Source organism: Enterococcus sp. MMGLQ5-1 (genome assembly GCF_013155265.1).
GTDB lineage: Bacteria > Bacillota > Bacilli > Lactobacillales > Streptococcaceae > MMGLQ5-1.
Genome location: NZ_JABJXU010000001.1, coordinates 421943 through 440687, shown reverse-complemented (window position 1 = coordinate 440687; position 18745 = coordinate 421943). Strand labels below are relative to the sequence as shown.

16 protein-coding genes are annotated in these 18745 nt (G+C 37.0%); 2 read left to right on the top strand and 14 right to left on the bottom strand.

Going from position 1 to position 18745, the window contains the following annotated elements; genetic code table 11:
- Positions 1 to 14 precede the first annotated feature (14 nt).
- Genes HOY35_RS01960 through HOY35_RS01950 form a run of 3 tightly spaced genes read right to left on the bottom strand, consistent with a single transcriptional unit; the run spans position 15 to position 3412 of the window.
- Positions 15 to 1271, bottom strand: a complete 1257-nt coding sequence (locus HOY35_RS01960; protein ID WP_172210332.1) for a tetratricopeptide repeat protein — start codon at positions 1269 to 1271, stop codon at positions 15 to 17.
- Positions 1264 to 2241: a hypothetical protein gene (locus HOY35_RS01955; protein ID WP_172210331.1), complete on the bottom strand. Its 978-nt coding sequence runs from the start codon at positions 2239 to 2241 to the stop codon at positions 1264 to 1266. The genes HOY35_RS01960 and HOY35_RS01955 overlap by 8 nt, the downstream gene beginning before the upstream one ends.
- Positions 2231 to 3412, bottom strand: coding sequence for an AI-2E family transporter (locus HOY35_RS01950; RefSeq protein ID WP_172210330.1), 1182 nt, complete (start codon positions 3410 to 3412; stop codon positions 2231 to 2233). The genes HOY35_RS01955 and HOY35_RS01950 overlap by 11 nt, the downstream gene beginning before the upstream one ends.
- A 217-nt stretch (positions 3413 to 3629) precedes the next feature.
- On the opposite strand from HOY35_RS01950, the gene HOY35_RS01945 reads away from it, so the two are divergent.
- Positions 3630 to 4643: a lactonase family protein gene (locus HOY35_RS01945; protein ID WP_172210329.1), complete on the top strand. Its 1014-nt coding sequence runs from the start codon at positions 3630 to 3632 to the stop codon at positions 4641 to 4643.
- 51 nt (positions 4644 to 4694) lie between these two features.
- Here the strand turns inward: HOY35_RS01945 and ftsY are convergent, their stop codons facing one another.
- From ftsY to rnc, 4 genes are all read right to left on the bottom strand, one after another.
- Positions 4695 to 5954: a signal recognition particle-docking protein FtsY gene (gene ftsY / locus HOY35_RS01940; RefSeq protein WP_172210328.1), complete on the bottom strand. Its 1260-nt coding sequence runs from the start codon at positions 5952 to 5954 to the stop codon at positions 4695 to 4697.
- A 22-nt stretch (positions 5955 to 5976) separates the two neighbouring features.
- Positions 5977 to 6777 (bottom strand): Cof-type HAD-IIB family hydrolase, encoded by an 801-nt coding sequence (locus HOY35_RS01935; RefSeq protein ID WP_172210327.1) that lies wholly within the window; start codon positions 6775 to 6777, stop codon positions 5977 to 5979.
- A gap of 28 nt (positions 6778 to 6805) precedes the next feature.
- Positions 6806 to 10357, bottom strand: a complete 3552-nt coding sequence (gene smc, locus HOY35_RS01930) for a chromosome segregation protein SMC (protein WP_172210326.1) — start codon at positions 10355 to 10357, stop codon at positions 6806 to 6808.
- Positions 10358 to 10423: 66 nt separating this feature from the next.
- Positions 10424 to 11116, bottom strand: coding sequence for a ribonuclease III (gene rnc / locus HOY35_RS01925; RefSeq protein ID WP_172210325.1), 693 nt, complete (start codon positions 11114 to 11116; stop codon positions 10424 to 10426).
- A gap of 172 nt (positions 11117 to 11288) precedes the next feature.
- On the opposite strand from rnc, the gene HOY35_RS01920 reads away from it, so the two are divergent.
- Positions 11289 to 11564 (top strand): acylphosphatase, encoded by a 276-nt coding sequence (locus HOY35_RS01920; RefSeq protein ID WP_172210324.1) that lies wholly within the window; start codon positions 11289 to 11291, stop codon positions 11562 to 11564.
- Between the two features lie 99 nt (positions 11565 to 11663).
- Here HOY35_RS01920 and HOY35_RS01915 read toward each other — a convergent pair whose 3' ends face one another.
- The 7 genes from HOY35_RS01915 to rpoE all read right to left on the bottom strand — a co-directional run bounded on the left by HOY35_RS01915 (position 11664) and on the right by rpoE (position 18689).
- Positions 11664 to 12245 carry a hypothetical protein gene (locus tag HOY35_RS01915; RefSeq protein WP_172210323.1) on the bottom strand — a complete coding sequence of 194 codons (582 nt, stop codon included), beginning with the start codon at positions 12243 to 12245 and terminating at the stop codon, positions 11664 to 11666.
- Between the two features lie 203 nt (positions 12246 to 12448).
- Positions 12449 to 13342, bottom strand: coding sequence for a 16S rRNA (adenine(1518)-N(6)/adenine(1519)-N(6))-dimethyltransferase RsmA (gene rsmA / locus HOY35_RS01910; RefSeq protein ID WP_172210322.1), 894 nt, complete (start codon positions 13340 to 13342; stop codon positions 12449 to 12451).
- The gene (gene rnmV, locus HOY35_RS01905) at positions 13342 to 13920 is read right to left on the bottom strand and encodes a ribonuclease M5 (protein ID WP_172210321.1); all 579 of its coding nucleotides are present in this window, start codon (positions 13918 to 13920) and stop codon (positions 13342 to 13344) included. The genes rsmA and rnmV overlap by 1 nt, the downstream gene beginning before the upstream one ends.
- A gap of 33 nt (positions 13921 to 13953) precedes the next feature.
- The gene (locus HOY35_RS01900) at positions 13954 to 14730 is read right to left on the bottom strand and encodes a TatD family hydrolase (RefSeq protein WP_172210320.1); all 777 of its coding nucleotides are present in this window, start codon (positions 14728 to 14730) and stop codon (positions 13954 to 13956) included.
- 1056 nt (positions 14731 to 15786) lie between these two features.
- Positions 15787 to 16008: a hypothetical protein gene (locus HOY35_RS01895; RefSeq protein WP_172210319.1), complete on the bottom strand. Its 222-nt coding sequence runs from the start codon at positions 16006 to 16008 to the stop codon at positions 15787 to 15789.
- Between the two features lie 176 nt (positions 16009 to 16184).
- Positions 16185 to 17789, bottom strand: a complete 1605-nt coding sequence (locus HOY35_RS01890; protein ID WP_172210318.1) for a CTP synthase — start codon at positions 17787 to 17789, stop codon at positions 16185 to 16187.
- A 300-nt stretch (positions 17790 to 18089) separates the two neighbouring features.
- A complete protein-coding gene (gene rpoE / locus HOY35_RS01885; RefSeq protein ID WP_172210317.1) occupies positions 18090 to 18689 on the bottom strand; it encodes a DNA-directed RNA polymerase subunit delta in 600 nt (199 codons plus the stop codon).
- Positions 18690 to 18745: the final 56 nt, after the last annotated feature.

Here is an 18745-nt window from a genome sequence, read left to right as displayed (position 1 = left end):
CTTTAAAATTATAATTAGTCATTAAAGCTTGAAAATAAATCAAACATCGCACTATCGTTTGGATAATTTTCTAAATATGCCTCAAGCAGCTGAAGTGGCTTTAGAAGAGAGAGGGCATTTTCTCTAGCGAAAAGCGCATAGTCCTTTAAAAATTCTGGATCAGCCTGCAAGGCTTCACTCGCTAATTGATAAATTTCCACAGCAGAAGAAATCTCATCTAAGCCTTGATAGGCCTTTGCTAAATTCCAAAGACTGATTGAATCTAGCTCATTAATTTTTCGATTTTCTGTCAATAGCTGTTTGACAGTCGCAAATTGATTGCGTTCAATTAATAAATTTGCTAAACGTCGAACAGTTTCGTCATTTAATTCAGGTAGCTTTAATGCTTCCCATAAATAGCTCTCAGCTAAATCAAATTGATGTAAACGATAGCTATTTTCAGAGGCCAAATGCAACAATTTTGGCTGGTACTGATTTCTACTGAGACCATCCTTGATAACTGCCGCCGCTTCTGGCAATAGCTCCTCAGCCATTAAGGATTTAGCGTACAAGTATTGATAGTCCTCAAAATCTGGTTCAAACATCGCTAATTGATTAAAATAAATATTTGCCTTATCATATTCGGCAAGCGAATAATATAGATTTGCTAATTCCCATAAGGACTGACCAGTCATCTCAATCTCGAGCGCCTTTTCAAAAAAAGAAATGGCGTGTTCATATTTGCCCAAGTAAGCATAACAAGTACCGATTCGCTCAAAGATGGAAATCCTTGTTTCTTCTAATATTTCGGTTGCATCTAAGGTAGCATAATTTTTAATCGCTTGTGAAAACTTGCCTGCTTCAAATAAAATTTCTGCCAAGCCCAATTTAACTAATGGCTCATCGGTCAATTTGACCGCAGCAGCTATTTTTAATTCGGCAACATCTAACAGTCCTTCCGCCTGATATAAATCCGCTTGTAGCATCAGCGCTGTGGCATACGCCTCATCTGTCTCAGGGACAGCCAGTAAATAGTCAAGTGCCTTTTCTGACTGTCCGTCCTCAATGGCAATTTCTGCCAAGGATAGCTTAACATGACTATTTTTACTATCAATTTCTAGGATTTTTTCATACACGCGCTGCGCCCATTGAATAAAACCTAAACGCATTAGGGCATCTCCCAATTCTTCAATTGAATCAATTGAATCAGCCTGCAATGCTAATTCTAAGCTAATTTCAGCTGAAGCTAAATCCTGTTTTAAAATCTCATCAATCACCTTTTGACTATTCATCGATTACTCCTTGAACTAACTCTTTATACTGATTAAAAATCGTTAACATTTCTAGCTTTTCAATTCTAATCAGTTTTGATTGCCCATCAGTCATTGACCAAAGTTCAATTTGATTATTAAATGCCACGCTTAACTGATCAATTAAGCGTGTTAAGCTCAAATTATCTGGCATCTCAAGACGATACCCTAAATAAGTAAGCCATTTTACTAAATTATCTAGCTTAAGCTCCGTCTGATAGTATTTCTGCGATAAGAATAGATAAAGTAAAAAAGCAGTCATTTTAATATCCTTTACTGACATCACACGACTAAAATATTCCAGCAAAAAACGTTTCAAACGAAAATAGTCCTCTGGATAATCCGAAAAAAAAGCAACTTCTGAGGCAAATGGATAAAGGTTATGATGATTAATCAATTCACGACCTCTGAAATCCAAATATAAAAAATTTAAATTTTTATCTTCCTGAAAATAATAGTATTCAACCAATGTTTCAAAGACCTCTAAAATATCCGGTGAGCCTTGTTCAAAAAAGGTAAAATCAAAGGACGTCCAAGTCACTTGAGCGTGCCCTTTCAACACTGGATGATAGCCCTCAAAAATTTGCCCTACCCCCATTGTCAAGTGATTAAGCATTTCAAATTCTGTTGGGAAAAGGTAAACTGCCTCTAAATCAGTATTAGCAGCCACAAATAAGCCAATATTCATCACTTTTTGATTACCAATGATTAATAGGTATCGACAATTTCTTGACGCTAACCAAACACTCAATTCTTTTAAAAGCGTCCAATCATCAAGCGATTCTGCTGCCAGCAGCCACTCAGCCTTCAAGCTACTATCAAGCTTCGTCTGAAATTGCTCATAAATCGACAATTCACTATATATTAAAACTGCTTGATCTTGAAGCTCAAAAAGACGCTGATAGATTGTTTCGCCATAGTAAAAATTGACTGACTGATGATTAGCCTTCATCATTTACCTCATCGTGCTCATTTTCATACAAGCCAGAAATATTTCGATACCAATTGAAGAAATGTGAAATAACTACTTTGGCCGAAGCGTAAACCGGAATACCGATGATGACACCTAACACACCAAATAATTTGCCACTGGTTAGCAATACGAAAATAATCGTTATTGGATGAATTTTAAGCTGTGAACCCAATACCTGTGGTGAAATAACACGACCCTCTAACGTCTGTTCAATCACAAAAACAACAATTACCTTGACTAGCATCACAGGTCCTGCCACAATCCCTAAAATAATTGCGGGCACCATTGCTAAAAATGAACCCAGATAAGGAATCATATTTAATATACCAGCGACAATACCTAATGTAATCGCATAATCTAAACCTATGATATTAAAGCCAATAATAAATAAAATAGCAACACAAATTGCAACGATAATCTGTCCTCTGATGTATGAAGAAATTTGAGAATCAACCTCTTTTAAAACTGTAGCTGTTTGCTTACGCCATTTGACTGGTAAGAAGCTAACAACATAGGGCACTAGCTTTTCACCATCTGTTAGAAGATAATACAGGATAAAGGGCATCGTAATGATACCAACTAAAACACTCGTAATTTTGCCAACAAAGGAGCTTACACCAACAAAGGCATTGGTTGAAAAATCCTTGGCATATTCAACAATTTTTTGATTGATATTATTCGTAAATTCATCAACCTGTGGACGCAATGAGTCATACATTGGATTCGTTAAGAAATCCTGAACTTTTTCATCAATAATATTGACATAATTCGGCACATTATTCATGAAGCTTGTAATTTGCTTTTCAATATTTGGAATTAGTACAATTAAGCCCCATGCCATTAATGCGACCAAAACAATAAAAAGGACAATTGTTGAAACCATTCGCGGTACACCCTTTTTATCTGCAAAATCAACAATTGGTTTCAGTAAATAATAAAATACAGCAGCCATAATGACAGGTAAACCAATTACAGTCAAAAATTGACCAATTGGTTGAAAAATATAAGCTACTTTTGTTAATACTAAAATAATCAAAAGAAATAAAAGAATGATAAATAGACTAGTAACTGCCTTACTATCAAAAATCAAACGATAAAACCAAGTTTTATTAGATTTTGTACTGTTTTCATTAATATTTTTTTTTATCATAAACGCCTCCCATAACGCCTTTAATTATATCATAAAAATAATAATGTATAATTAATCAGCTACTATCTAAACATTTCTTAATTATGTATTTAGACAGCAAACTGAAATAATTAATAATTAATAATTGTAAGCCTTTTTATTTTAATTTTTAAGGATTTTATGCTATGTTGTATTTTGAATATTTGTGTATTAAGTGTGTGAAGGGAATGAAACATTAATGAGCGAAAAAATATTTTTTGGAACTTATACAAGACGTGTGAGTGAGGGGATTTACAGTCTCGAACTAAATACAGAAACAAATCAGCTTGAAAATTTAGAATTGATCGTTAAGGAACCAAGTCCAACCTATCTTGCCTTTGATTCAAGTAACCATCTTTATACCGTTGGCTCAATTGACAAAAAGGGTGGTATTGCGGCCTACGATGCTAGCTTTAATCTAATCAATCATGTTGTTGAAGATGGTGCGCCACTATGCTATCTAGCTGTTGATGAAAAGCGAGACCTAGTCTATGGCGCTAATTATCATAAGGGTGAAATACTAGTTTATCAAAGACAAGGTGACGGCAGTCTTAATTTGGTAGATAAGGTCCGCCACCAAGGTAGTGGACCACACGAGAATCAAGCGGCGCCTCATGTCCATTTCACTGATTTGACACCAGATAAATACTTAGTTTCATGCGATCTAGGTACTGATAATGTGACAACTTATGATATTCAAAATAATAAATTAATAAAAATTGGTAATTACCATGCGACTGCTGGAGCAGGCCCTCGCCATCTCGTTTTTAGTCCTAATATGAAAATTGCTTATCTATTTTGCGAATTAGATTCAACAATCGAGGTTTTAATTTATGATGGCTATGGTGATTTTGAGCTCTTCCAAAAAATTAGTACAATTCCTGCTGAACATACTGATTTTAATGGTGGTGCGGCCATTCGTATTTCTAGTGATGGCAAATATGTTTATGCCTCTAATCGTGGTCACGACTCAATTGCAATTTTCAAAACGGATGCTGTAGGCAAGCTCAGCTTAGTAGAATATGTCAGTACTGAGGGTCGAATCCCACGTGATTTTAACTTTAGTACAGATGAAGCCTATCTCATCGTTGCAAACCAAGATAGTGATAATGTTACCTTATTTGCACGTGACTCACACACCGGTCTACTTGAGCTTCTACAAAAAGATATTTTTGTGCCTGAAGCTGTTTGTGTCCTACCAAAAATCGATTAAAAATAAAAAACATTATTGATAACTTTTTAGCTTATCAATAATGTTTTTTTATTATTCAACAACCAATAAATCTTTAAATAACCCAATAATAAAGTTTTCTGGATTAAAGGCTTCTAAATCATTAATACCTTCACCTAGTCCAACTAACTTAACAGGTAAATGAAGCGAGCTACGAATCGCTAAGACAATCCCACCCTTTGCTGTACCGTCTAATTTAGATAATACTAGTCCAGTCAAACCAGTGACCTCTTTAAATTGCTTCGCTTGCTCAATCGCATTTTGTCCAGTTGTGGCATCTAAAACTAAAAGCGTTTCATGAGGCGCATCTGGCAACTCACGTTGAATTACGCGATTAATTTTTTCCAGCTCTTTCATGAGGTTAACCTTATTTTGTAAACGTCCAGCAGTATCAATTAATAGAATATCCACCTGTTCAGCCTTAGCGCTCTCAATAGCGTCAAAAACTACTGCGGCAGGATCCCCCCCCTCTGGACCACGGACAACCTCAACATCAGCCCGATTACCCCATTCAACTAATTGATTAATGGCGCCGGCACGAAAAGTATCTGCTGCGGCTAGCATCACCTTTTTACCTTGCTGTTTAAAGGTATGCGCTAATTTGCCAATTGACGTTGTTTTGCCCACACCATTAACACCAACAAAGAGCATAACTGTTAAGCCAGATTGCAGATTTAAATCATTATTTTCATCAATACCATCTGCCTCATAAAGAGAAACCATTTTCTCAATAATCGTATTGCGAATTTGTGCTTTATTTTTAGCATTTTTTAGCTTAACTTCCTGACGTAGAGCTTCAGAAATCTTTAATGAGACTTCAAAACCGACGTCGGCGCCAATCAAGGCTTCTTCAAGCTCTTCAAAGAAATCCTCATCAACACTACGAAAATTGGCAAATAATTCATTTAGGCGCTCTCCGAAGGTTTTTCGTGTCTTTTTGAGCCCCTTCTCGTATTTTTCTTGAATAATCGATTTCGTTTCAGGCACTAACGAAGCAGAAGCCTGCGCTTCAATGACTATCTCAGCCTGCTTAGTATCTAAATCAGCCGATTTAGGCTCACTCAAAGTTATTGTTGTTTCATCACTCGCTTCTTCAGCAGCCTCGTCATCGATAACGCCCTCCTGTTCACCCTCAGTAACCTCGTCAAGCGGTAAATCAAGCTCGGCCGCGTTCTTTTCAGTTACCTCAACCTCAGAATGAGCTTCACTAAGCGGTGCTTCGGTAGAATCTAGCGGCGCAACATAGTCATCCGGTTTAGTAAAAGCTTTTTTTAATTTATCAAATAATCCCATTATTGTACTCCTCTAATTGCAGTCATAAAACATATTTTTCAATTGCCAAGGCAACACCATCGTGGTTATTATCTAAAGTTGTTACATTACTTGCCGAGCGAATCAGTTCAACCGCGTTGCCCATTGCAACGCCCAAGCCAGCCCATTCAATCATTGATAAATCATTCTCTTCATCACCAATTGTCATCACTTCATCTTGCTTGATGTTCAGTAAATCTGCTAGCTGAGCTAAGCCGCTTGCCTTCGTTACGTCCTTAGGCATAAATTCAAGTAAAATATCTCTTGATTTAATAATCTCAAAATGCTCGTAATAAAAATCTGAAATTTTTGCAATACTTTGATCTAAAATTTTAGCATCATAGGCTGAAATTGCTTTATTGTATACTAAATTTTGGTCTAGCTGTTCAAAAGTAATTGGGGTAAAGCTTAAAATTGGATTAGCGCGCTGATACCATGATTGATGATTGCCTTGAATTTGGTAGACAGTACCATCACTGATTACATCAAGCGGAATACCTAACGCCTTTGTTAAATTATTTAGCACTTCTAGCTGCTCAAATTTCATCGGTGTTTTAGCTAAAATATCACCTGTTTGATTTTTTTGAACTAAGCCACCATTAAAAGTAATGCTAAAATCTTCATCATCATATAAATCAAGCGCTTCTAACAGATGCTCAATCGCTTTTAAGGGACGACCGGTTGTAATCACTACCTTAACCCCTTTAGCTTTAGCTTGTGCGATTGCTTGAAAATTACGATCTGAAATTGTCTTTTTATCATCCAATAAAGTACCATCTAAATCGATTCCGATTAGCTTAATCATCACTACCTCATTTTTCTATTATTAATTCTTATTTGACTAAGGCCTCAGCCTTTTTTAGCTTCACCGAAACTAATTTGGAAACGCCTGACTCATGCATCGTGACACCATAAAGCACATCACAGGCCTCCATCGTCCCTTTTCGATGTGTCACCACAATAAATTGATTTTTGTTCTCAAAGGTTTGCAAATAATTCCCAAAGCGAGCCACATTAGCTTCATCTAAAGCCGCCTCCACCTCATCTAAGACGACAAAAGGTATCGTGCGCACTTTAATAATCGCAAAAAGAAGGGCAAGAGCAGTTAAAGCTTTTTCGCCCCCACTCATCAAATTTAAGCTCTGAATTTTTTTTCCCGGTGGTTCCACCTCAATTTCAATTCCAGTATTTAGCAAATCCTCAGGATTGGTTAGGATTAACTCAGCAACACCACCATTAAACATTTGAGGAAAGGTTTGCTTAAACGCTAGTCTAATTGCCTCAAAGGTTGATAAAAAGCGGGCCTTGACCTCCCCATCCATTTCGTTAATCGTTGTTTCAAGCAAGGCCTTCGCCCGTTCTAAATCTTCTCTTTGTTGTGTTAAAAATTCATAGCGCTGATTGATTGTCTCAAACTGCTCGATTGCTTCTAAATTAACTGGTCCTAAGCCTTTGATTTGTTGACGTAATTGACTAACCGACTGCTTCAATTCAGCGAAATCGGTCTGATCATCGATTGTCATGCGCTCTAATTGCTGATTATTAAGCTGATATTCCTCTGCTAAATAAACTAATTGTTCATTAAGCTTGGACTGAATCTGCTTTATTTCTAGCTCTAGTTTAGTCTTTGCCGTTTCCTGTTTTTGAATTGCTTGTCGGACTTGATTAATCACTTGTGACAATTCATCCTGCTGTGCTTCAAAATCCTCACGCTGAAATTTCAATTGAATTTGCTTTGTTTCCAGCTCCTCACGCTTTTCTGTTGCAACAGAAAGCTCACCCGATAAGTCCTGAATTGAGCTTGTCTTCTCAAGCTCCGAATGCTCAAGAGAACGCTTAAGACTATCAAATTGGTCAATCGCTTGCTCAACGTCTGCAATTTTTTTCCTGTTCGTCTCAATTAATTGCGTCGCCTGATTTAACTTAATTTCCGTCACCTGCAAATCAGATTTAGCTTGATGAAAGCGCTGCTCAATTGCTTGCCGTTTTTGAGCAACTGCCTCTTGTGAAGCAGAAATCGCAGTTACCTCTTTATCAATAGCTTCTTTTTTAGTTGAAATTAGATTAATCGACTCTGAAATGCCTTGAATTTTAGCTTCAATATTGGTTAAATCAATGGCCTCAATTGCACCATTTAATATTAAGCGCTCGTTAGCCAAATGCTCAAGCTGTGTTTGAAGCTGAGCTGCTTGAAACTGCAGCTCACTTTGCTTAAGCCGGGCCTTTTCCCCTTGATTACGCTTAGCTTCAAGCTTGGCAGTCATTTGTTCGATTTTAGTCTGAATAGCCTTTAAGTCAAGCTCAAACGCTGCAATTTGTGATTCATTTTCTTTTACTTTTTGTGACAGTCCTGCAATTTCATTCTTTGTAAAGAAATTAGTCTGTTTATTTCGTGAACCACCAGACATTGAACCACCTGGCGCAATCAATTCACCTGTTAAGGTCACAATTCTTACTTGAAAGCGAGCAATTTTTGCCAATTGATTCGCTGTCTTAAAATCCTTAGCAAGCACCGTTGTACCTACTAAATTAGCAAAAACAGGGCTTAATTTGGCATCATAATGAATCATTTCAGACAAAATTCCGATAAAGCCCTCGACTTTTTCTAGCTGAGCCTGCGTTGCAGGATTTAGGCTTCTCGGTTTAATCGTAGTTAGAGGTAGAAAGGTCGCACGACCAAGCTTGTTATCCTTCAGAAATTGAATACACTTTGCAGCAACTTTTTCATCATTAACAACTAGCTGTTGAGCAACGCCACCAATCGCTACCTCGACTGCAAGCTCAATTTTAGAATCAAAATCAATTAGGTCTGCAACTGTTCCAATCAAACCGTCAATCGTTGATTTACGATTCAATAATTCCTTTACGCCTCGATAATAATTAGAATGATTGTCTTGAATTGACTTTAAGCTTTCTAGCTTTGATTGCGTTATGCGCTTTTCATCTAATTTTTTAAAATATGCTGTTTGTATCTCTGAAAAATGTACCTTTTCATCGGAAAGACTTTTCTCAGCTGACTGATAGCTTTTAATTGAAGCTTGCAAAAGCTGATTTTGTGCTGCAATTTCATGAACCAAGGCTTTAGACTCAAGCTCAATGGAATTTTGATTCTGGCTTAAAGCCTGCATTTTTTCAGCCTGTACACCTTGTTCTTTTTCTGCCGTGGTCAGTTTTTGCTCTAATAATGATCTTTGGTTGCCTAGCTCAGCCTCCTCTTGAACAGTCTTTAAATAATCAGCACGAAGTGTCTTCAAAATCGCCTCTGGTGTTTGCGCAAACTGAGTCATCTCAGCTTCTATTTGTGTCAAATCACTTTTTATTCGCTCAAGCTGTGCTTTAAAAATCTTTTCTGACTCAAGGCTAGCCCCTAATTCGAGCTCAAGCTGCGCTTTTTCAGCCATTTTTTCAGCCCTTTGGTCTTCTTTTTCCGATAAATTCTGTAAATTAAAATTTTTACTTGCCTCAGTCAGCTGAATTTGATTTTCAAGCTCTGAAATTAGCTGAGAAGTGATTAAAAGCTGATTTTGATTTTCCTCTATCACAGTCTCTAATTGACGACGGCTCTGCTTTAATTCTAAAAAATGCTGATCATTTTGCTCAAATTGTGTGCTAAGCGCCAGTAATTCAGCGTTCAATTCATTGACCAGTTCCCTTTTATGCTCAAGGCTTGATTTATATTGGTGAATTAGTTGAATATTTAATTGAATATCCTTTGTCTTAAACTGTTCAAATAATGTCAAATAACGTTGTGCCTTCTCACTTTGCACTTTCAGAGGTGCCAATTGCTGATTTAATTCATAAATAATATCAGCCAAACGATCAATGTTTTCGTTCGTTTCTAATATTTTTTGAGCAGCTTCCTTTTTCCGAACCTTATATTTCAAAACACCAGCCGCTTCTTCAAAGATACCACGTCTTTCCTCTGGCTTTGAATTAAAAATAGCTTCAACCTTGCCCTGCGAAATGATTGAAAAAGAATCTCTTCCCAAGCCTGTATCCATAAAAAGACCTTGAATATCCTTCAAGCGTACCTTTTTTTGATTAATTAAAAATTCTGAATCACCTGTTTTAAATAGGCGTCTAGTAATTACAATTTCATCATGGTCAATTGCTAAATATCGATCTGAATTTTCCAAGGTTAAGGTAACCTCTGCCATCCCCAGTGGTTTACGCGTACCGCTACCAGCAAAAATAATATCAGGCATTTTAGCCCCTCTTAAACTCTTAGCAGACTGTTCCCCCAAAACCCAGCGTAGACTTTCTGTAATATTACTTTTGCCAGAGCCATTCGGACCTACTATGCCAGTGACTCCCATTTCTAAATCAATTTGAGTTTGATTTGCAAAGGATTTAAAACCATTAATTTCAATTTTTTTTAAATACATAATACTCCTTTAACAATTAACAATTAACAATTAATAATTAGCAATTAATAATTAACAATTACCTGTTTATTGCATCAACTTGTCTAGTGCATTTTTAGCAGCACTTTGTTCTGCTGTTTTCTTGGATTTGCCAGAGCCAATACCGATTATCTGACCATCTGCCGAAACACTCATTTCAAAAATGCGTTCATGCGCCGGACCAATCTGCCGTTCTTCCTGATATTGAATGATGATTTCACCATTTTGCTGCAAAACTTCTTGAAGCTGTGTTTTGTAATCAATCACTCGTTCATAAGCATCGTTTTCTACTTTTGGTATCATCACCTGATTAATAAATTGTTCAACCTTTTCATAGCCCTGATCAATTAGGAGCGCGCCTAAAAACGATTCAAATAAATCACACAAAAGCGAATTTCTAGTTCGACCACCTGTCGCCTCTTCTCCCTTGCCTAATTTCACATACTGATCAAAATGACAATCCCTTGTAAAGCCCGCAAGACTTTCTTCACGGACAATCGAGCTTCTTTTTCTGGATAAAACACCCTCTGGTTCAGCCGGATATTTTTCAAAAAGGTAGCGAGAAATAATCAGTTGTAAGACAGCGTCACCTAAAAATTCCAAACGTTCATTATCTGAAATGTTTAAGAAACGATGCTCATTGACATAGCTAGAATGTGTAAATGCTGTTTCTAGAGTAGTAATATCTGAAAAAATAATATTAAAATGATCCTTTAATTCATAAATTAGACTTTGATTCATCTTAGCCCCCCAAATGCTATATTATATAAAATTCAGCTATTCATTATTATACACTAAATTAAGGCATTTATGCTGAATTTCAGCTATAATATCTTTGGAGTGTTAAGGTCAGTCAACCATATGGCTATTTGTTTAATTATTGATATTATTAGCATTGACGAAAGGAAAATAAATGAAAAAATTGACCATAAAAGTAACTGGTAGAGTTCAGGGTGTTGGTTTTCGCTATTCAACAAAGATGGCTGCTGATAAGCTCGGCATCCGTGGTGGCGTCTGGAATTGTGAGGATGGCTCTGTTGGCGTTGAAGCAATTGGTGAAAATGAACCAATGGCAACCTTTTTGGAGGTCTTAAAGCAATCACCAGCGCCATGGGGAAAGGTAGATGAATTAAAAATTACCACCAATCCAAAAATTTTAGAGGTTAATAGCTTTGAAATTAGAAATTGATTTTATTCAGGTATTTTTACAATAAAAAAGTGATCAGAATTAAAGCTATTACTCTAACGGTAATTCTCTATATCTTAATCACTTTTTTATTATATTAAGCTATGCTTCTTTTTTTAGCTTGACAAATACCGAATTTGGCATAATTTGTTTCAGCTTAATAACCACGAAATAGGCAATGTTAAAGTCAACTAAACTATGAATTAAGCCACCGCCACCGATTAGAACAAAAACATAATAATAAAAATTCACATCGACTGGATTAGGCTGTCCTAGGTAAAACACTAAAACGACGATACTCTCAACACCAGCATGGATCAAGCCAATCCAGAAATTAAAAAATTGAAAACGCCAATTTGGAAAAATTTTTTTACCTGGTTCAAGCTGATTGCCGTGTTTTTGAATATAAATAGCACCAATAAAAGCAAAAATGACATGTGATAAAGCACGTAAGGCAATAACAACAGGTAAACCAGTAAGAAAAAATCCCAAACTAGTGCCTAGTGCAACTAAAATAGCGACTACAGGCGAAATAAACATCGCAATCATAACAGGTACGTGTGAGGCTAAAGTAAATGAAGCAGGTGGAATGGTAATTTTAGGCATAATCATCGGAATTAAAATACCTAGTGCAATTAAAATTGCAGTAATTGTTAATTTTTGTAAATTGACTGTCTGTTTCAATTTAAACATCTCCTATTCATCATGAAGGCTGAATTACTAGCATTGATTGCCTAGCACCTTTGATTTCAAAAGCTATAATACTTTTAAGGTTTCGTCAACCCTATAATGAATTTTTTTTATATTTGAGCTAAGCACTATTTATAAATAGTAAAAAACGTTATCCAATTAAGAATAACGTTTTTTAGTTATCAATAAATTATAAATCAATTATTTAGTTCATTAAAAGTTGATTTTGTTTCAAACAGCTGATTGGCTAGATTAGCAAATTCTTCAATGCTTAAGCTTTCGCCACGTCTATTTTGAGCAAGTGCTGCTTTTTGAAAACCTGCTTCTAGCCAAGCTTTAGCTTCAACAGTTTTACCAAAATGTGAAACATAATTATTCCAAAGTGTTTTACGGCGATGTACAAAGGCAGCTCGTGTACATTCAAAGAAAAATTTTTCGTCTTGGACCTGTGCACGAGGCTGATTCAATCGAATTAATTGTAAAATTGCAGAATCAACATTAGGCTGAGGTACAAAAACGGTTCTAGGTACGATAAAAGCCACCTTTGCCTCCGTATAATATTGCGCTGCAATCGATAATGAGCCATAATTTTTAGTTGACGGCTTAGCAGAGATTCGGTCAGCAACCTCCTTTTGCATCATTACCACAAATTCGGCAATCGGGATATCTGTCTCAAGCAAGGACATAATAATCGGCGTCGTGATGTAATAGGGTAAATTAGCAACAACCTTTAAGGGTAGCTTTGGATTGCTAAATGTTTGAATCACCGCTTTTAAATCTGCCTTTAAAATATCCTGATTAATAATCTCAATATTATCAAAATCACTTAAGGTATCTGCAAGAATTGGTATTAAACGGCGATCAATCTCAAAGGCCTTGACTTCGGCTGCCGCTTCAGCTAAAAATTCAGTTAAGGCGCCAATACCCGGCCCAATTTCAATGACATTGACTGTTTTATCAAGCTTAGCGGTGGCTACTATTTTAGCTAAGACATTGCTATCTTGTAGAAAATTTTGCCCAAAGCTTTTTTTAAAGGTAAAGCCGTGTTTTTTTAAAATTGCCTGCGTACGTGTTGGATTTGCAATTCTCATTATTTATTTTTTTCCTCATAATCTTTCATGATACTTTCAAGCTCGGCAGAAGTAATTTGGAATAAGGCAAGACGCTTTTTAAGCTGCTTTGCATTAACATAGCCTATTCTCATTCGATCCCCCAAGAAGATTCGGCGCTGCTTGGCATCTGCTCCAAGCGTTAAGCCTAAACGATTTAAAAGCTGCTGATCAACTTCAAAATTTGTCGGATTTGTCTTACTAATTGTATAAACCTTTGCCAAAGCAGATTTTAGAGCTTTGAAATCGGCGTGCTCAATGCCAAGAGATTTTCCCTTTGATTTAGAGCGAGGTGTCGCTTCTGCTCTCGTTAAAAATGCATGGCGCACATCAGGTACCTGTCTTGTGATTTCACGGCGGATTTGTTCTCCAGAAGCATCTGGATCAGTAAAGACAATCACACCGTGAAGCGCATTAGCACGCCTAATCTGTTCAATCGTCGCTAGACTAACACCAGAGCCGCCCGTTTGGATTGTATTTAAATCAAAAAATTGCTTTAAACGGACAGTATCATCATGACCCTCCACAACAACCACCTCGTCAATTTTTATTTTGTCCATATGCTCCTTTTCCAGTCAAAATTTAGATATTTATTATGAATCATTTTCAATTTTAAAAATGCGATGCGCATTTTCTGTTGTTTGCTTCGCAAATAGCTCAAAATTCATCGCGCGTTCTTCAGCAATTCGCTTCGCCGTATAATATGTATAAGCAGGCTCATTTTGCTTACCACGATAAGGCATTGGCGCCAAATAGGGCGCATCCGTTTCCACTAAAATTCGATTCAGCGGAACCATTTTGGCAACCTCTCTCAGCTCAGGTGCATTTTTAAACGTTACAACACCGCTAAATGAAAGATACATATCCAAATCAAGAAATTTTTGCGCAGCTTCAATATCACCAGAAAAGCTGTGCATAATCCCGCCTGCCTTAGGTAAGCCTTCGCTCTTTAAAATTCGATAGGTATCCTCTATAGCATCGCGCGTATGAATGACAATTGGCAAATCAAACTGCTTCGCTAACTGAATTTGTCGGCGAAACACCTGCTCTTGAATTTGCTCACTTGCCGTCATCCAGTGATAATCTAAGCCAATTTCACCAAGTGCCACAACCTTTTGATCCTTGAGGTGACGGATTAAATATGTTTCTACCGCTTCACTGTAGCTACCAGCTTCCGTCGGATGCCAGCCAATAATACTATACAAATTCGTAAAGCGCTCTGATAATGCTAAGCTTTTTTCAATCGTTGCCTGATCAAAGCCAACGATTGCCATTTCAGTCACCTCTAGTGCCTTGGCATTCTCAATTTTTTCTGCCTCAATCCCTGCAAATTGTTCAACGTTTAAATGCGTATGTGTATCAAATAGCATGCTTCAACTCTACCGCCTTCCAATTACTACTTATCCTTATATTATAGAGCAAATGATGATTTGCGACCAGTAAGAAATTTACCGCAAATTCCACTTTTATTTACACATAATCCAATCTTTCCGGGAAACATCGGGAAATCTGTCCAAAACAGCGCAAGATGCGTGAATTTTGGGTTGTTTCTCGGAAACAATTCCGTTTTCACACATAAACAGTGCAAGATGCGTGAATTTGGGATTGTTTCTCGGAAACAATTCCGTTTTCGCATGCAAACAGTGCAAGATGCGTGAATTTGGGATTGTTTCTCGGAAACAATTCCGTTTTCGCATATAAACAGTGCAAGATGCGTGAATTTGGGATTGTTGCTCGGAAACAATTCCGTTTTCACATATAAACAGCGCAAGATGCGTGAATTTGGGATTGTTTCTCGGAAACAATTCCGTTTTCACATATAAACAGCGCAAGATGCGTGAATTTGGAATTGTTTCTCGGAAACAATTCCGTTTTCACATATAAACAGCGCAAGATGCGTGAATTTGGGATTGTTGCTCGGAAACAATTCCGTTTTCACATATAAACAGCGCAAGATGCGTGAATTTGGAATTGTTTCTCGGAAACAATTCCGTTTTCGCATATAAACAGTGCAAGATGCGTGAATTTGGGATTGTTTCTCGGAAACAATTCCGTTTTCACATATAAACAGCGCAAGATGCGTGAATTTGGGATTGTTGCTCGGAAACAATTCCGTTTTCGCATGTAAACAGCGCAAGATGCGTGAATTTGGGATTGTTTCTCGGAAACAATTCCGTTTTCGCATATAAACAGCACAAGATGCGTGAATTTGGGATTGTTTCTCGGAAACAATTCCGTTTTCGCATGCAAACAGCAACATTCAAAGCAAGCGCTATTTGAGGAAGATAAGTGTTCTTTGAGCCTTTGTCACTAATCTAGCTTCAACGAACAGCATTTAGGAAATTAGATAAAAAGTGCGCACGAGCAGACGCTCGCTTACGCCTTTTTCCTAAATTTCTACAATGCTAAACAATCGTTTCAGCTTCTTAGATAACTGCCTCAAATTGCAAGCAATTTTCGGAGAGTAAGTGTTCTTTGAGCCTTTGAACTAAGTTTTTAAAGCTTCCTTTGGTCGCTTCTAAAAACAAGTTCAAATGCATACCTTTGTCACTAACTGCCTCAAATTGCAAGCAATTTTCGGAGAGTAAGTGTTCTTTGAGCCTTTGAACTAAGTTTTTAAAGCTTCCTTTGGTCGCTTCTAAAAACAAGTTCAAATGCATACCTTTGTCACTAACTGCCTCAAATTGCAAGCAATTTTCGGAGAGTAAGTGACAATGGCAAAAGGGCAGTCGTCCGAAGACGGCTGCCTAACAATCATATTGCTCGTTTTAGTAAAATCAGTCCGATTTAACCTTGAATAAAAAATCTGGACCGCTTTCTTAAACTATTTACTATTTTCAACCGATGCTTTGATAAACGCTGTATACAGACCCTCAGAACGATTTGGTCGGCTAGTTAATTCTGGGTGATACTGACAAGCGACAAAGAATTTATGATTAGAAAGCTCAACTATTTCAACCAAACGATTGTCTGGTGAAACACCTGAAAAGACTAAGCCTAAGTCTTCAAATTCTTTTCTAAATTTATTATTAAACTCATAACGATGGCGATGACGTTTTTGTACAACCTCAGCATTATCATAAGCCTCTGCTGTAATCGTACCTTTTTTAAGCTTAGCAGGATATAGTCCTAAACGCAAGGTACCACCCATATCTTCAACATCTTGTTGGTCAGCCATCAAGTCAATCACGTTAAAAGGTGTTTCAGGATTTAATTCTGCTGAATTGGCACCTTTCAAACCAGCGACATTACGGGCAAATTCAACACAGGTTAACTGCATACCTAAGCAAATACCAAGCATTGGTACATCATTTTCTCTGGCATAGCGAATGGCTGCAATCTTACCTTCTGTACCACGTGGACCAAAGCCGCCTGGCACAATAATGCCATCAATATCGGTCATTAAATCAGCAACATTATGATCGTTGACCTCGTTGGCGTTAACCCATTTCAAATCAATTTCAGCATCATTGGAATAGCCCGCGTGCTTCAAGGCTTCAACCACTGATAAATAGGCATCTGGTAATTCTACATACTTACCAACTAAGGCAATTTTAACCGTCTTTTTCAAATTCATGACCTTATCAACCATCGCTGTCCATTCAGACATATCAGCAGCAGGGCCATCAATTTTTAAATGATCACAAACAATTTGATCCATATTTTGAGCCTGCAAATTTAAAGGGATTTGGTATAAATGCTCAACATCTAATGACTCAATAACTGCTTCTGGTGCCACATCACAAAATTGAGCCAATTTATTTTTAATGCCTTGTTCAACCGGCTGTTCAGTTCTAATCACTAGCATATTTGGTTGTATCCCTAAGCCACGGAGCTCCTTAACGGAATGCTGGGTTGGTTTAGTTTTCATTTCACCAGCAGCTTTTAAGTATGGTAATAAGGTTGTATGGATATACATCACATTATCACTACCCACATCTGCCTTCATTTGACGAAGCGCCTCTAAAAATGGTAATGATTCAATATCGCCAACGGTTCCTCCAACTTCGGTAATAATCACGTCACTATCCGTTGTTGTCGCTGCACGGGTAATTTTTTCCTTTAGAGCATTAGTAATATGGGGAATCACTTGGACTGTTGCACCTAAATATTCACCCTTACGTTCCTTACGAATCACTTCTGAATATATTTTACCAGTCGTTACGTTTGAATATTTATTTAAATTAATATCAATAAACCGTTCATAATGTCCTAAGTCTAAATCTGTTTCTGCACCATCATCTGTCACGAAGACTTCACCATGTTGATATGGACTCATTGTCCCGGGATCAACATTAATGTATGGATCGAATTTTTGAATTGTTACTTTTAACCCTCTATTTTTTAATAAACGTCCAAGAGATGCCGCAACAATCCCTTTACCGATTGATGAAACAACGCCACCTGTTACAAAAATATACTTCGTCATCCAAATCTCCTTTAAAAAAATTAGGGATAAATCTAAGCTGAATTGCCAGAAAATTGAAAATAGACTCGTTCTGTATTCATCCATTTAAATCATAGCTAGACAAAGAAAGAATTAATCTATTTAGCAGTTTTACTCAATTTAGCCAATTGTATCAGCCAACTTACTACCCATTATTACCAACATTACCAAGGGGAATAGCTATAAATTAAGAAAGCCCCCTATCTAAGATAGGGAGCTTTGATTTAACCGTTCATGGTGCCCGAAAACTATACTACTGAAAAAAATAAGAATAGTCAACCCTTAATTTTCATCTTCTTCGTCATCATCCAAATCGTCTAAATCATCGTCGTCATCGTCTTCTTCGTCAATTTCAACATCTTCTTCGTCAGCATCTACAACGATTTCTTTTAAATCACTATCATATGCGACAATCTCTTCATCATCGTCATCATCAATTGCCTTATCGGAGATATCCTCATCCTCATCATTAAATTCGTCATCATCTTCTGGATCATCATCATTATAATCAATCACATCGTCATCTGGCGAATTAATAAAGGCGTTTACCTTACCATTGCGCTTTTTACGCTTAACAGTTTCTTCCTCATCATCCTCTTCTAAATGAGTCACTGCTTCATCGATTTCATCAATCGCGTACCAAGAACGGAGGCCCCATTTATTATCTCCAAGAGAAATAAAACTACCATCAATATTCAAATCCGTATAAAAACGTGATAATGTTTCTTTTATCTCGGTATCAGCTTTCCCTAAATATTCTTGAATAGCATTGACGAGATCGTTAAAATACATCTCTTCATTTTTTTGTTCTAATAAAGCATGGGCAACCTCAATCATTGATAGTTCTGCTCTGTTTTGTCCTTCAAATACGTTAATTTTCAAGTAAGGCACTCCTTCATCTATTTTCATTTATCAGTTCAAAGTGGCACGTTTACAAA